Origin of the sequence: Paraburkholderia sp. MM5477-R1, from assembly GCF_050436385.1 — a bacterium.
GTDB lineage: Bacteria > Pseudomonadota > Gammaproteobacteria > Burkholderiales > Burkholderiaceae > Paraburkholderia > Paraburkholderia tuberum.
Genome location: NZ_JBNDMC010000003.1, coordinates 1,255,322 through 1,269,929, shown reverse-complemented (window position 1 = coordinate 1,269,929; position 14,608 = coordinate 1,255,322). Strand labels below are relative to the sequence as shown.

General features: G+C 63.3%; 16 protein-coding genes. 5 read left to right on the top strand and 11 right to left on the bottom strand.

Translation table 11 applies throughout. The features are described 5' to 3' along the window. Positions 1-45: 45 nt before the first annotated feature. Positions 46-384 carry a surface attachment protein Sap1 gene (gene sap1, locus OKW35_RS09145; protein WP_018418921.1) on the bottom strand — a complete coding sequence of 113 codons (339 nt, stop codon included), beginning with the start codon at positions 382-384 and terminating at the stop codon, positions 46-48. 616 nt (positions 385-1,000) lie between these two features. Here sap1 and OKW35_RS09140 point away from each other — a divergent pair. Further along, complete coding sequence (locus tag OKW35_RS09140; protein ID WP_090805511.1) at positions 1,001-1,180, top strand: hypothetical protein; 180 nt, start codon at positions 1,001-1,003, stop codon at positions 1,178-1,180. A gap of 204 nt (positions 1,181-1,384) precedes the next feature. On the opposite strand, the gene OKW35_RS09135 is transcribed toward OKW35_RS09140, so the two are convergent. After that, positions 1,385-1,810 (bottom strand): HIT family protein, encoded by a 426-nt coding sequence (locus tag OKW35_RS09135; RefSeq protein WP_090805510.1) that lies wholly within the window; start codon positions 1,808-1,810, stop codon positions 1,385-1,387. A 102-nt stretch (positions 1,811-1,912) separates the two neighbouring features. After that, complete coding sequence (locus OKW35_RS09130; protein ID WP_429551736.1) at positions 1,913-2,848, bottom strand: GlxA family transcriptional regulator; 936 nt, start codon at positions 2,846-2,848, stop codon at positions 1,913-1,915. Positions 2,849-3,023: 175 nt separating this feature from the next. Between OKW35_RS09130 and OKW35_RS09125 the strand changes: the two genes are divergently transcribed. Next, entirely contained in the window at positions 3,024-3,863 is an 840-nt protein-coding gene (locus OKW35_RS09125) for an SDR family NAD(P)-dependent oxidoreductase (protein WP_429551735.1), read from the top strand. A gap of 29 nt (positions 3,864-3,892) precedes the next feature. On the opposite strand, the gene OKW35_RS09120 is transcribed toward OKW35_RS09125, so the two are convergent. Further along, positions 3,893-5,020, bottom strand: coding sequence for a diguanylate cyclase (locus OKW35_RS09120; RefSeq protein ID WP_429551734.1), 1,128 nt, complete (start codon positions 5,018-5,020; stop codon positions 3,893-3,895). 285 nt (positions 5,021-5,305) lie between these two features. Here OKW35_RS09120 and OKW35_RS09115 point away from each other — a divergent pair, with 285 nt between their 5' ends. Then, the gene (locus OKW35_RS09115; RefSeq protein WP_090802296.1) at positions 5,306-5,635 is read left to right on the top strand and encodes an ecotin precursor; all 330 of its coding nucleotides are present in this window, start codon (positions 5,306-5,308) and stop codon (positions 5,633-5,635) included. 99 nt (positions 5,636-5,734) lie between these two features. On the opposite strand, the gene OKW35_RS09110 is transcribed toward OKW35_RS09115, so the two are convergent. The 3 genes from OKW35_RS09110 to mnmE form a co-directional block, all read right to left on the bottom strand. Beyond that, entirely contained in the window at positions 5,735-5,896 is a 162-nt protein-coding gene (locus OKW35_RS09110; protein WP_184036753.1) for a hypothetical protein, read from the bottom strand. A 267-nt stretch (positions 5,897-6,163) separates the two neighbouring features. Continuing rightward, positions 6,164-7,333 carry a tyrosine-type recombinase/integrase gene (locus OKW35_RS09105; RefSeq protein WP_429551733.1) on the bottom strand — a complete coding sequence of 390 codons (1,170 nt, stop codon included), beginning with the start codon at positions 7,331-7,333 and terminating at the stop codon, positions 6,164-6,166. Between the two features lie 183 nt (positions 7,334-7,516). Then, positions 7,517-8,911 carry a tRNA uridine-5-carboxymethylaminomethyl(34) synthesis GTPase MnmE gene (mnmE, locus tag OKW35_RS09100; RefSeq protein WP_090802291.1) on the bottom strand — a complete coding sequence of 465 codons (1,395 nt, stop codon included), beginning with the start codon at positions 8,909-8,911 and terminating at the stop codon, positions 7,517-7,519. 382 nt (positions 8,912-9,293) lie between these two features. Here mnmE and OKW35_RS09095 point away from each other — a divergent pair, with 382 nt between their 5' ends. Next, on the top strand, positions 9,294-9,701 hold the full coding sequence (locus OKW35_RS09095; protein WP_018418931.1) for a helix-turn-helix domain-containing protein: 408 nt from the start codon (positions 9,294-9,296) through the stop codon (positions 9,699-9,701). A gap of 137 nt (positions 9,702-9,838) precedes the next feature. On the opposite strand, the gene yidC is transcribed toward OKW35_RS09095, so the two are convergent. From yidC to rpmH, 4 genes are all read right to left on the bottom strand, one after another. Continuing rightward, positions 9,839-11,497, bottom strand: coding sequence for a membrane protein insertase YidC (yidC, locus tag OKW35_RS09090; RefSeq protein WP_184060959.1), 1,659 nt, complete (start codon positions 11,495-11,497; stop codon positions 9,839-9,841). A gap of 30 nt (positions 11,498-11,527) precedes the next feature. Beyond that, positions 11,528-11,758, bottom strand: a complete 231-nt coding sequence (gene yidD / locus OKW35_RS09085; protein WP_167050029.1) for a membrane protein insertion efficiency factor YidD — start codon at positions 11,756-11,758, stop codon at positions 11,528-11,530. A 112-nt stretch (positions 11,759-11,870) separates the two neighbouring features. Then, positions 11,871-12,350, bottom strand: a complete 480-nt coding sequence (locus OKW35_RS09080) for a ribonuclease P protein component (RefSeq protein ID WP_429407888.1) — start codon at positions 12,348-12,350, stop codon at positions 11,871-11,873. Positions 12,351-12,369: 19 nt separating this feature from the next. Further along, complete coding sequence (gene rpmH / locus OKW35_RS09075; protein ID WP_004198824.1) at positions 12,370-12,504, bottom strand: 50S ribosomal protein L34; 135 nt, start codon at positions 12,502-12,504, stop codon at positions 12,370-12,372. 383 nt (positions 12,505-12,887) lie between these two features. On the opposite strand from rpmH, the gene dnaA reads away from it, so the two are divergent. Next, positions 12,888-14,486 carry a chromosomal replication initiator protein DnaA gene (gene dnaA, locus OKW35_RS09070; RefSeq protein WP_221309137.1) on the top strand — a complete coding sequence of 533 codons (1,599 nt, stop codon included), beginning with the start codon at positions 12,888-12,890 and terminating at the stop codon, positions 14,484-14,486. Positions 14,487-14,608 lie beyond the last annotated feature (122 nt).

Genomic DNA, 14,608 nt, shown 5'->3' with positions numbered 1-14,608 from the left:
GCATGCGACGGTATTCCGGCTTTTGCCGGAATACCGGTGTTGTACTTATTGCTTGATGAATCGGTCGTTCGCCCAGAGCCCCTCGGTATCGCTATTGGCTGAATTCACGAACTCGACGTCGTGGCCGACCACGCGCACCACGCGGAAACTCGAGTCGGTCGGAGTCGACACGCATTGATATCCGGAGAAGAATTCCTGCATCTGCTGCTGTTCACCGGCTTGCGCGTGGTGATCGGCGGCATCGAGCTTGTCCTTCGATACGCAGCCATAGGCATTGGCCTTGAACTGGATCGTTTGCTGCGGCTTGATCACGACGTCTTGCGCCTGAACGCTAGCGGCAGCCAAACCCGCGATGGCGAAAACAACGGCAATTCGAGTTTTCATTCGTTCCTCCGGGGCGGGCCGATCTCGGTTAGCTATGTATTTAACTTTAACGGTGGACCCGCATCTCGTACTCTAGGAGAACCGATGAGAACGACAAGCACATCTTGTGTGCGATCGCAACAGTGGCGAATTGTCGCACCTGCTGTCGAAGCTGATTAAAGCTTGAGCACACGCCTGACCGAATGGCAATGAAATGAATAACTAAAAATTCACACTCGCATATGCCTTAGCTGGTAAAGCTTTGCGCGCGCATTCACGTAAACGTGTAGCGTCAATTAAGCGATTTAATACAATTTAATCAACGGGTTTGTGCATCGCACACAAAGTCATTCCACAGGCAAAAGCTGCGATGCGCAATAACGAGGCAAGTGCAGAAAATAAACAGTGCCAGCCGTATCTCACGGGCCCTGGTGAAACGCTTGCAACGCGCCATTGCCGAAAACGCATGAAAAAAGCCGCGCGGCGCAAAACCGCGTGGACAGGCGAGGGGGGCGCGATCGCAGTGCGATGTACCCTTCGCGTGCGGCCTGAATCCAGGTGGATCTTCGTCGAGCCGGTATGCGGGTACAGGCGGTGCTCTACAATGAAAATGAATCTCCTGCACCCGGAGGCTATCGTGAACGAGCACGTCATACTCGGGATTTTTCTGGTCGTTCCGCTGCTGATCGTCATGTTTCTTTTTTCCGACGAACTGTGGCAGGAGCATCGAGACCTGCACGACGGACGGCCGTTGCGAGCGCGTCGCCGACGCATCGACTGGCGACATCCGCTACGCCGTTCGCGCGAGCGGCTCTGAGATTGCGAAGCGGGTCCCAAAGAAAAAAAGCCTGCCACAGGGGCAGGCTGAAAAAAAGAGATCCACACTCAATGCCTTGAACACAAGGCAATAGCAGTCTAGTCGCGACACGCTAATCGGTGGTTTCAACGGCTTTTACAGTTGTTACCGGGCGTGACCGTAATGCGGGGCGCGACGTTGCGTCGGCAGGCCTCGCGTCGCGCTTCAGTGGGCGCGCCAGTGCGCGCGAATCCGTTTGGCGAGCGCTTCGAGCGTGTCCGGATCGGCGACCTCGCGCGCATGCAGCTTCAGCGGTTGGCCTTCCCAGCGCGGAATCACGTGGAAATGGACGTGCGGCACTGTCTGTCCCGCCGCCGCGCCGTTGAACTGGCCGATGAACACGCCGTCAGGACGCAGTGCCGCGCGCACCGCGATCGCGAGCTTTTGCGCCATGCGCGTCGACGCGACGAGCGCCGCATCCGACAGATCGAAAATTTCCGCGACCGCTTCCTTCGGCACGACGAGCAGATGGCCGTCGGCCTGCGGCATCAAGTCCATGAAAGCCAGCGCCTGGTCGTTTTCGGCCACCTTGATGCACGGTAGTTCGCCGCGCAAGATTTTGGCGAACGGGTTGCTGTCGTTGTAGCTCATCGCGTTTCCTTTCATTTGGGCTGGGTTCGATTCACGGGTCGAGCGGGATACTTTTTTTTGCGTAGCTTCGCACCGCGGGTTTCCTATTCTCTACCCGAACGCTTACGCCACGCGTGCGGCACGCCTGATCGCTTGAGGTGGCTGGCCGAACGCGCGCAAAAACGCGCGCCGCATCCGCTCGGGGTCGATGAAGCCAGTGTCGGCTGCGACGGTTTCGATCGAATGACGGCCGGTTTCGAGCATCGTGCGAGCCGCTTCGACACGCAGCGCCTCGATCGCGCGGGCCGGCGACTGGCGCGTCTCGTCGCGAAACGCGCGGCTGAACTGGCGCGGGCTCAGATGCGCGACGTCGGCGAGCTGCTCGACGGTCAGCGGCTCGCGCAGATGACTCTTCGCATACGACAGCGCGTTCTGGATCCGATCGGATTTCGGTTCGAGATCGAGCATCGCGGAGTACTGCGATTGCCCGCCGGTGCGCCGGTGATAGACCACGAGCTTCTTCGCGATCGCGCGCGAAACCGCGACGCCGAGGTCGTTCTCGACGAGCGCGAGGCACAGATCGATACACGCGGTCATGCCGGCCGACGTCCACACCGAGCCGTCGACAATGAAGATGCGGTCCTCGTCGACCCGCGCGCGCGGAAAGCGCCGTTGCAAATCGCGCGCATGCGCCCAGTGCGTAGTCGCGTGGCGGCCGTCGAGGATGCCCGCTTCGGCGAGCACGAACGCGCCGGTGCAGATGCTCGCGGTGCGGCGCGAGGCGGCGAGGGCGTCGTTCAGAAACGCGAGCAGCCCCGGCGACGACGGCGCGATCTCCATCGCGCCGGTGACGATCACCGTGTCGTAGGCGGGATCGTCGAACGGGCGCGTCGCGACCTCGACGCCCGCCGAGCTGCGCACCATGCCGCCGTGCTCGGAGATCACCGCGACGTCGTACGCGGGCTCGCCGGTGTCCTGATTGGCGAGTTCGAAAATCGATACCGCGACCATGTCGAGGATCTGAAAGCCCGGAAAGACCACCACGCCGATGCGTTTCATTTGCGATGTCCGGAAACGAGGGAAATACGACATTTGAGACAAAACAGTACGCGCCTAAACTCAGCTCGTCAACCCCGTCGTATCAGCGCAAAAGCCGCCAGGCGGCGAGTTCACGGATGTTCCCATTCACCGGACAGGGCGGCCGCATCATGCGCAGCCCGCAAGGAGAGCTTCAATGGCAACGCAGGCAGACAAGGGCGTACAAGGCAATTCGAACGAAGGCAAGGGTACGGCGGTGGTCACGGGCGCATCGTCGGGTATCGGCGCGGTCTACGCGGACCGGCTCGCGCGACGCGGCTACGACCTGCTGCTGATCGCGCGCGACGGCGCACGCCTCAGCAGCCTCGCCGACCGGCTGACGAAGGAAACCGGCCGCCGCGTGAGCACCGTCAGCGCCGATCTGACCAACAAGGCCGACGTGCGCCGCACCGAGAACCAGTTGCGCGCCGAGCCAGGCATCACGATGCTGATCAACAACGCGGGCGTCGGCGCGACCGCGACGCTGCTCGACTCCGACATCGATGAACTCGAGCAGATGATCGAGCTGAACGTGACCTCGCTCACGCGCCTGACGGCGGCGGTGTTGCCGGGCTTCATCGCGCGCGGCGCCGGTACGGTGATCAATATCTCGTCGATCGTCGCGCTGGCGCCGGAATTGTTGAACGGCACCTATAGCGGCACCAAGGCCTACGTGTTGAACCTCACGCAGTCGCTGCATCACGAGGTGGGCGGCAAGGGCGTGCGGCTGCAAGCGGTGCTGCCGGGCGCGACGAGCACCGCGTTCTGGGATCGCGCGGGTCTCGCGGTCGAGAACGTGCCTTCGCAGATCGTGATGAGCGCCGAGGACATGGTCGACGCGGCGCTTGCCGGTCTCGATCAGGGCGAACTGGTGACGATCCCGTCGTTGCCCGATGCCGCCGACTGGGAGCGTTTGAACAGCGCGCGTTTGCATCTGCAGCCGAATCTGTCGCGCAGCGCGCCGGCCGAGCGCTATACGCGCGCCGTGGCCGCGTAAGCCGAAGGTTGAGGAGGGCGGCGCCAGACTCAGCCGCTCACGGCCACCTGATTCTTGCCGTCGTGTTTCGCGCGATACAGGCCGACGCCGGCGGCCTCGATCAGCGTCGTGACCGGTTCGGCGGCCGACGGCACCACCATCGCCGCGCCGATGCTGATCGTGACGACGCCCTCTGCCGAGCCCGCATGGGTGATCGCGCGGTCTTCGACCGCGATGCGGATTTTCTCCGCGAGCAGGCGCAAGCCGCCCGCCGACGTGTCCGGCACGACCACCGCGAACTCCTCGCCGCCGAAGCGCGCGGCGAGATCCAGTGAATGGCCGAGGCACGCTTCGATCGTATGCGCGACGCTCTTCAGCACTTCGTCGCCGGCGACGTGCCCATAGGTGTCGTTGTAGGCCTTGAAGTGATCGACGTCGATCATCAGGAGGCCGAGGCCGGTCTTGTCGCGGGTGCCACGGTGCCATTCGGCCGCCAGATACTGGTCGAGGTAGCGGCGGTTCGACAGGCCGGTCAGACCGTCCGAATGCGTGAGCCGCTGCAACTCCAGATTCGTCGCCAGCAGTTGCCGCTGAGATTGCCGCAGCGCGCGGTACGCCTCGTCGCGTTGCAGCAGGTGTAGATACGAGCACGAGTGATAGCGGATGCGCGCTATCAGCTCGATGCGGTCGGGCAGCTTCACGAGGTAGTCGCTCGAACCGGCCGCGAACGCCGCGCTTTTGACGAGCGGCTCTTCGTTGGTCGACAGCACGACGATCGGGATGTCGCGAGTGGCGGCATTCAGCCGGTATTGCCGCACCAGCGTCAGACCGTCGGTGCCCGGCATCACGAGATCTTGCAGGATCACCGTCGCGCGCGTTTCCTCGGCGCAGCGCACCGCGTCTTCCCATGACGCGCAGTAGCGAAAGTCGATGCCCGGCTCGTCGGCGAGCGCCTCGCGCACCCCCTCGGCGATGACCGCCTGGTCGCCGACCAGCAGCACCATGATCGGGCACTCGGCCGCCGGCGGGTCGGCGAGGATGCGCGCGAGCGCGTCGTCGCTGGCGAGACTGGGCGCATCCTCCGCGACGAGCGCGTGCGCCTGCGCCTGCGCGTTCGCGTTCGCGTCGTCTGCGGGCTGCAGCGTTGCGGCGTTCTGGGGCGGTTTAGAGGTGTCCATGTGGCTCGGCCAGGATGAAGTTCAGGGAGGGCACGTCAGCTTGCGGGGAGGCGAGGCGCTCGTTGACCACTGCCCTTGGTCAGATAATAGTCGGCGCCCGCATCAAGGCCAGCGCGGCGATCTTCCCCGCGATGCCTGGATGAAAAGCAGCGCAATGCCTCGCGTGCGTTAACGCGTCCAACGTTATGCACCTGTTACAGAGTTAATCTCCGGTTACCAACTGCAGCATCTATTTCCGCGCGCGCCGGCGACAATTCGTCCATGCCTGAACGGCGGGAGCTCAATATGAAAAAGATCGCAGTGGCGTTGGTAATGGCGGGTAGTTTGACGGTGGCGGGCCAGGCGTCCGCGCACGGACACGGCGGTGATGTGGTGGGTGCGCTGATTGGCGGCGCGGTGCTGGGCGCGGTGGTCACCTCGGCGTTGACGCCGGCGCCGGTGGTCGCGTATCCGCAGCCGGTCTATGCCGAACCCGCGTACCAGCCCGCGCCGGCTTACGTGGCACCGCCGCCCGGATATTGCTACGACCAGTATCAGCGCGCCTATGTCGCGTGCGGCGCACCGCCGCCCGGACAGTACGGCTATGCGCAACCGCAACCCGAGCCGCAGTGGTGAGCGCGGCCAGGCTCTGATGCGCGGATGATTCAGCCGAACAACGCGCAGACAAAAAGGCCGTCGCCCAATGCGACGGCCTTTTTCCATTTGAGGCACGGCTTAATGCTTGTGATGCAGCCACTCCGCGTAATGCGTGTCGAGCCAGCGCTCGAGCCTGGGCGGCCTGGACGGGTCGCGGTGACGCGACATCATCCAGATGGCAAGGCCGACCACCAGCATGACGGCGGGCCCCATCAGATAAGCGAGCATTGATTCAGGCATCGGAACCTCCGTATCGGCTTGCATCCATCTCTCAGTGTAGGCGAAGGAAGCGGGGAAAGAACGACGATGTCAAACGGTCCAGAGAAGCGAAAAAAGGTGCATTTGCGCCCGGTTTGGAAACCTGTTTTTTTGATGATTTTTCCTTTATTTGCCTAGCGTCTGGGCGAGGTCGCATTAGCTTGTGTACCATCCTGTTGCCGGCCTGACGGCAAGCGTCACATGGCGCCAAAACCCATGACAATGCCGTCAAGCCGTCCCGTTTGCCGTCTACCGCGCGACTTCCATCTGGCTATCGACAAAGTCCGCCCAACTCTGAAGCATGCGACCCTGCCACGCCGCTTCGTCGGTTGCTTCACGCTTCGCGATGTCGCCCCCCGCAGCTGTTTGCTGTTCCATGTCGCGCAGATGCGACGACGCGGTGCGACGAAAGTCATGCAGCACGAAATGCTCCACGTGGAGCCCCAATGCCTTGACTGCCTGGTTCAGCGTGCTTTTCGCGATCGGCCGATCGTCGCCCCTGACGCTCGGGAACACGAACGTCTCGCTGGTGCGCCCGCGCTGCAGCTCGCGCAGCAGCGCAACCGCCTGACGCGGCAGACGGACGACGCGGTCCTCGCGCGCGTTCAGGCGCGCGGCGGGGATCGTCCACAGCGCGTCGTCGAGATCGAACTCGGCCCATGTCGATTCGACGAGGTCCGCTTTGCGTGCCATCGTCAGCACCAGCAGATGCAGCGCGAGCTTCAGCGGACGGCGGATATTGGATGTGTCGATCGTGCGCAGCATGACACCGATCTCGGCGCCGGACAGCACGCGGGTGCGGCTGTCGAAGGTCGCGATCGAGCGCGCCGGTACGACTTCCGCGGGATTGCTGGTCGCGAGCTGGCGCGCGATCAGATACGCGTACAGGCGCTTCACGACGTTGCGCGTGTGCAGCGCCATTTTCGGCGAGCCGCGGCTTTTGATGCGCTCGCAGATCGCGACGACGTCGTCAGCGGTGACCGCGCCGATCGGCTTGTTGCCGATCGCGGGCAGCACGTCCTTGTCGAGCGCGCGCCGCGTGGTGCGGCGATATTCATCCGACTTGCCGGCCAGCGCCGTCGCGAGATAAAGCTCGGCCGCTTCGCGCAGCACGTCGGCCTTGCTCTCGGCACCGCGATCGCGCCGCGCGGTGGCGACCGGCGAGATGCCCTGCGCGACGAGCGCCGCGTACTTCTGCGCCTTCGCGCGCGCGACGCGCAGCGAAATCATCCGGTAATCGCCGATGGTCGCGAGCGGCTGACGCTTGCCGTTCAACGTATAGCGGAAGCGCCAGACCTTGGTGCCGGTCGTCATGACCTCGATCACGAGGCCGTTGCCGTCGGCGACGCAGTAGCGGGTCGCGCGCGGTTCGAGCGCGCGGATCTCGGATTCGGTGAGCGGGGTGGCGAGGCGGGGCATGCTTTGGGGACGCTGTACGTTTAGGCTCGGACAGCTGGATTCTAAACCTTTGCCCGGTTGTGTACCAAAAATCCGGTGGGTTTTTGGTCGACGGAGTGCGATTTTCGCGTGTGCGGCAGCGGCACCGATTCGGCCGCGAGAGCCTATATGACGGCCGTATTGCGGCGACGCACAAGTTCGGCGTTACTTGCCGATACAGAATCGGCTGAAAATCACGCCGAGCAGATCGTCCGAACTGAACTCACCGGTGATCGAGTTCAGTTGATCCTGCGCGAGCCGCAATTCCTCGGCGAACAGATCGAGCGCCTGCGCGTTCTGCTCCGCATGCACGGCGGCGGTCGCCAGATGCTCGTCGGCCGCGCGCAACGCGATCAGGTGCCGCTCGCGCGCGAGATAGACGCTCTCCGCGCCCGCCTGCCAGCCGGCAATCCGCAGCAGTTCGTCGCGTAGCAGCGCGACGCCGTCACCCTTCTTCGCCGACAGCCGCACCTCGCTAAGTTCGAGGTCGGCGTCGAGCGCCTGCGTCGCGGGCGCGAGCCCTGTCAGGTCGGTCTTGTTCAGCACGCGGACGACGGGCACGCCGCGCGGAAAGCGTCCGGCGATCGTTTCGTCGCCGGCCGTCATTCCGGCGCGCGCGTCGAGCAGATGCAGCACCACGTCCGCGCGCTCGATCTCGCCCCATGTGCGCTCGATGCCGATCTTCTCGACCTCGTCCTCGGTCTCGCGCAGGCCGGCCGTGTCGATCACGTGCAGCGGGATGCCTTCGATCTGGATCGTCTGCGCGACCTTGTCGCGCGTCGTGCCGGCGATCGGCGTGACGATCGCGAGTTCGGCGCCGGCGAGCGCATTCAGCAGCGACGACTTGCCGACGTTCGGTTGCCCCGCCAGCACGACCGACAAACCTTCGCGCAGCAACGCGCCCTGGCGCGCCTCGCTCAGCACGTGCGCGAGACGCTCGCGTATGCGCACGAGCTTGCCGCGCGCGTCGGCGGCTTCGAGGAAGTCGATCTCCTCTTCCGGGAAGTCGAGCGTCGCCTCGACCAGCATCCGCAGCGTGATCACCTCTTCGACCAGCGCGTGGATGTCGCGCGAGAACGCGCCGTCGAGCGAGCGGCCGGCCGAACGCGCGGCGGCCTCGGTGCTTGCCTCGATCAGATCGGCGACGGCCTCGGCCTGCGCGAGGTCGAGCTTGTCGTTCAGAAACGCGCGACGCGTGAATTCGCCGGGCTCGGCGAGCCGTAGACCGAACGCGCGGCCGGCGTCGATGCAGCGCTGCAGGACCAATTGCAGCACGACCGGGCCGCCATGGCCTTGCAGTTCAAGCACGTGCTCGCCGGTGTACGAGTGCGGCGCCGGAAAGTACAGCGCGATGCCGCGATCGAGCGGATTGCCGCTCGCGTCGAGAAACGGCACGTAGCTCGCGTGACGCGCCGCGAGCGTCTGGCCGGTGAGGGCCTGCATCAACGGCTGGGCCGCCGCCGCGCCAGCGCGGCCGAACGAAATCCGCACGACGCCGATGCCTCCCCGGCCGGGCGCGGTAGCAATGGCAACGATGGGATCGGAGTCGGTCGTGAGCATGTGAAGTCGGGTGAAACGGGAGGGGAGGAGCAGGGCCGCGTCGGTCGAGCCGGCGCGAGGCATTGTAACGCGCGCGCTTCGCACGGAAGCGCTGGCGACAAGGACGCGAAGCGGATGACGTGCCCGTTCGCCTCTATTGTTTGAACAACTCAGATTTATCTCAATTAAGCTAGGATTGTTACCGCGCTACTTAGGAATTGTTGAGACTCGGCAGGAACTGCGGTTCAGGCAAAGCCAAGCCTGGCAATCGAGAGATGAAAAAAATCAAATTCGCGCAACGCGTTACGGGGCGCGCGCTACAAGCTAAAACTATCTCAAATAAGAGAAAACAAAGCTTGATCGGTTGTCAACTGGCTGAACTCCGAATTGCACAATCTGGCCCATGCCGACCGACAAAGAAAAAGCCGCCTTCGCCAAGAGGCTGAAGGATCTGCTCGAGCCGCTGAAAATCCGCGGCGGGACCAAACTCGCCGAGCAATTCAATCTTCGCTATTACGGCGAGCGGCCCGTGACGCCCCAGACCGCACACAAATGGCTGACGGGCACGACGATCCCGAAGCCGGACAAGTTGCGCACGCTCGCCGAATGGTTGAACGTCAAGGAGCACTGGCTCCATTACGGACCACCGCCCGGAGCCAGCGCACGACCGATGGCACGTGGCGAAAAATATCCGCCGACACCCGAAACGATCGAACTCGCTTCGAAGATCGCATCGTTGACCCCGAAGGACCGGAATCTGGTCGAGGAAATGATCGTGCGTTTTTACGGCGAAGATTCCGACGAAGAGTGAACGACGAAACTCAAGCGCAGCCGCCCGCCGCATTTCCTTCAGCCGCACCATAAAAAAAGCCGCCCGGTTCGCACCGGGCGGCTTTTCGTTTTGAGCTTGCGTCACGGCGGCCCTGCGGGCCGCCACCGGACGGAACATCAGGCCGGCTTCACCTTCGAGCTGCCCATCATCCGCGTGATGTAGTACTGCTGCGCGATCGACAGCACGTTGTTCACGACGTAGTACAACACGAGACCTGCGGGGAAGAAGAAGAACATCACCGAGAACGCGATCGGCATGAACATCATCATCTTCGCCTGGACTGGGTCCGGCGGCGTCGGGTTCAAGCGGGTCTGCAGGAACATCGACACGGCCATCAGGATCGGCAGGATGAAGTACGGGTCCTGCTGTGACAGATCATGGATCCATAGAATCCACGGCGCGCCGCGCATTTCCACCGACGACAGCAACACCCAGTACAACGAGATGAACACCGGGATCTGGATCACGACCGGCAGACAGCCGCCGAACGGATTGACCTTCTCGGTCTTGTACAGCTCCATCAGCGCCGCGTTCATCTTCTGCGGATCGCCCTTGAAACGCTCGCGCAGCGCCTGCATGCGCGGCGTGATCGCCTTCATGCGCGCCATTGACTTGTAGCTCGCGGCCGACAGCGGGAAGAACACCGCCTTGATCAGCACCGTGAGCAGCACGATCGACCAGCCCCAGTTGCCGACATAGCCGTGGATCTTCGATAGCAGCCAGAACAGCGGCTTCGCGATGATCGTGACCCAGCCGTAGTCCTTCACCAGATCGAGACCCGGCGCGATACCTGCGAGCATCTTTTCTTCTTCCGGACCGGCGAACAGACGCGCGGACACGCTGACGGTCTGGCCCGGCTGGATGGTCGGCATCGCCTCCTTCATGCCGACGCGATACAGCGACGGATCGATCTTCTCGGCGTAGAACTCGCGCTTCACGCCTTCCTGCGGAATCCAGGCCGACGCGAAGTAGTGCTGGACCATCGCGACCCAGCCGTCGTTGGCCGACGTCGCGAAGTTCTGCTTGTTCTTGTCGAGATCGCTGAACGTCATCTTCTGGAAGTGATGCTCGTTCGTGTAGACAGCCGGTCCGATGAACGTGTGCGAGAAGCGCGGAGTTTCGACCGGCTGGTCGTCGCGCACGAGTTCCATATAGAGTTGCGGCGTCACCGGTGTGGTGCCGACGTTCTGGACCTTCGTCTCGACGCCGATCACGTAGCTGCCGCGCGTGAACGTATACGTCTTGATGACCCGGAGGCCGCCCTTTTCCGGCGACTCAAAGCTCATCTGGAACGAGTTCTGGCCGTCGGCCAGATGGGTCGGCTGATTCGGCATCAGCGTAAAGATGTCGTTGTGATTCGGGAAGTCACCGCCGAGCAGGCCAGTGCGCGCCAGATACGTGTGATTGTTCGTTTTGTCGAACAGCGTGATCACGAGATCCGGCTGCTTGCCGTCGCCCTGCTTGACGAGCGACAGGCGCGACAATGTGCCACCGCGGGTGTCGATTTCGCCGCTATAGACGTCGGTGCCGAACTTCACGAGCTGCGATTGCTCGGCCGCTGGCGCGTTGCCCGGCGCGGCCGCGTTGGTTGTCGGCAGATCGGCCGGCTGGGTGCCCGGTGTCGTGGTGCCCGGCGTGGCGCTGCCGGCGGTCTGGGTCGGCGTCGTGCTCGGGAAGAACATCGACGGGCGTCCGTGGTCGCGTTGCCAGTTGTCGAACAGCATGACAGCTGACATGAAAAAGATGACCCATAGGACGGTGCGTTTGATATCCATGCGTTGTCTCAGTGTCGATGGAACGGCGCGTCAGCGCTTTTCAGAAGTGGGTGGCGGGACGAGATCGATGCCGCCCGCGGAAAACGGGTGGCAGCGGCAAACACGCCTCACGGCGAGATAAGTCCCGCGCGCGGCGCCATGATACTGGATTGCCTCGCGCGCGTAATCAGAGCAGGAAGGGTAAAAACGGCACCGGTTGCCGAGCATGGGGCTCACGGCAAGCTTGTAAAAGCGCAATAAAGCGAAGAGTACCGTTTGCATGGCAGGTGCGGCCGTACGGCGCCGCGCAACGTGAAGTACAGGACGACGCCCGCGCTCTGAAGCTGCCGGCGCAACGCCCATTGCGGCGACCGTGGTGCGGGCGGTCACTGCGTCATTCCGTCTTGGGCGCCTCCGCGGGCGGCGCCTGACGACGGGTAATTTCGCGCGCTGCCTTGTCGAGCAGCGCCTCGATTTCGCTGCGGCACAGCGCCTTCAACGGCGGCGATGACGCGCTCGGCAAAGCTTTTTTGTCGAAACGCGTGTGTAGACGCAGCAGCACATCCCAACCGCCGAATTCCGCGCGACGCAGCCGGAAGGCTTCGCGCGCGATCCGGCGCACCAGATTCCGCGTGGCCGCGCGCGGCGCATACTTCTTACCGATCACGAGGCCAAGACGCGCCTCGTTGCCGGTGGGCCGGCCGTACACGACGAAGTGTGCGGTACGGCGCCACGGCCGCAAACGAAAAACGGATGAAAATTCATCCGTTTTTAGCAGCCTTGCGGCTTTGGGGAAGGCGGCTTGCGCTCGCAACGGAACCGAGCCCGGTTGCTGCGCCCCGGCCGCTCCCGCTTCGCCGCGGGTTTCGGTCACAGCGCGCAATCCGCTTGCCTTAGATCGCGAGGCGCTTGCGGCCCTTCGCGCGACGTGCGTTGATGACCTTGCGGCCGCCAGCGGTCTTCATGCGAACGCGGAAGCCATGGGTGCGCTTGCGACGGGTAACGGAAGGTTGGTAAGTACGTTTCATGTTGCTCTCACTTGATCGAAAAAAACCGCGCGATCATCGCTGAAAGCGCAATGGCCGGTGGTTTACTGAAATTGGTTTTCGCGGAACCCGCTATTTAAACTGGTTTTCCGTTGGCCGTCAATAGTTTAGCCGTCGTCTGGCGCAGCCGGGGGTTGCCGGACCAAGCGATCGGTCCCTGTGGATAACTCACTTTCGGGTTCGTTTTGGCGTTAGAATCTCGCCTTACTTCCCAAAAATGTTGCACGCCGCTCCGGCACGCTTGTCCCGCAGACCCTTGTGGCACAGGCGCCTGGGGCTGTTACGCCTGGCTGCTCAGGGCCTTGTTGCGCGTGCGCGACAGGGGCAGCGGCGACCGCCGTGCACACCATAACGATAGCAACTTGATGAACGAATTCTGGCAACACTGTTCCGCATTGCTGGAGCGTGAGCTTACGCCCCAGCAGTACGTGACGTGGATCAAACCCTTGGCCCCGGTCGCCTTCGACGCCGATGCGAACACGTTGAGCATTGCCGCGCCGAACCGCTTCAAGCTCGACTGGGTCAAGAGCCAGTTCTCCGGCCGCATCGCGGATATGGCCCGCGATTTCTGGCATGCGCCGGTGGACGTGCAATTCGTATTGGATCCGAAGGCCGGTATGCGTAGCCCAACGGCCGCGGCGCCGGCTCCGTCGTCGGCACGCCCGGCTTCGGCCGCGCCGCAGGGCGGTAATGCCGGCGGCGTCGCAGCCGTCGATGCGGCTGTCGGCGCCGTGCATGCCGCGCATGCCGCGCGCGCGAATCCCGCAGCCGCGGCTGCGGCGCTCGCAGCGCAAAACGCGAATTCGCGCAGCGCCGCCGAAGACGTCGCAGATCTCGATCTGCCGAGCCTGGACGCGAACGAAGCCGCCGCCGGACGTCGCACGTGGCGCCCAGGCCAAGGCGTGGGCGCGACGGCATCCAGCGAGAGCGACTCGATGTACGAGCGCTCGAAGCTGAACCCCGTGCTGACCTTCGACAACTTCGTGACCGGTAAGGCGAATCAGCTCGCGCGCGCCGCGGCGATCCAGGTCGCCGACAACCCCGGCATTTCGTATAACCCGCTGTTCCTGTACGGTGGCGTGGGCCTCGGCAAGACACACCTGATCCATGCTATCGGAAATCAGTTGCTGATGGACAAACCCGGCGCGCGGATTCGCTACATCCACGCGGAACAGTACGTCTCCGATGTCGTGAAGGCGTACCAGCGCAAGGCGTTCGACGACTTCAAGCGCTACTACCACTCGCTCGACCTGCTGCTGATCGACGATATTCAGTTCTTTTCGGGCAAGTCGCGCACGCAGGAGGAATTCTTCTACGCTTTTGAGGCGCTGGTCGCCAACAAGGCGCAAGTGATCATCACGAGCGATACGTATCCGAAGGAAATCTCGGGTATCGACGATCGCCTGATCTCGCGCTTCGACTCCGGCCTGACGGTGGCGATCGAGCCGCCCGAACTCGAAATGCGCGTCGCGATTCTGATGCGCAAGGCGCAATCGGAGTTCGTGAGCCTCAATGAGGACGTCGCGTTCTTCGTCGCGAAGCATCTCCGCTCGAACGTGCGCGAGCTTGAGGGCGCGCTGCGCAAGATCCTCGCGTATTCGAAGTTCCACGGCCGCGAAATCACGATCGAACTGACCAAGGAAGCGCTGAAAGACCTGCTGACGGTGCAGAACCGGCAGATTTCGGTGGAAAACATCCAGAAAACGGTCGCCGACTTCTACAGCATCAAGGTCGCGGACATGTATTCGAAGAAGCGTCCGGCGAACATCGCGCGGCCGCGGCAGATCGCGATGTACCTGGCGAAGGAATTGACGCAGAAGAGTCTGCCGGAAATCGGTGAGCTTTTCGGCGGGCGCGACCACACGACGGTGCTGCACGCGGTGCGCAAGATCGCCGACGAGCGCAGCAAGGACGCGCAGCTGAATCACGAACTGCACGTGCTGGAGCAGACGCTGAAGGGCTAAACGGGCTGGCCGCACGCGACCGTGAAACGGACGTCGGCGGCAGGAAACGCTGGAAGCGGCTACGCAGTGGTTTGAATGAGGCCGCGAAAACGCTGTAAATCGAGAAACGGGCAGGGGACCCA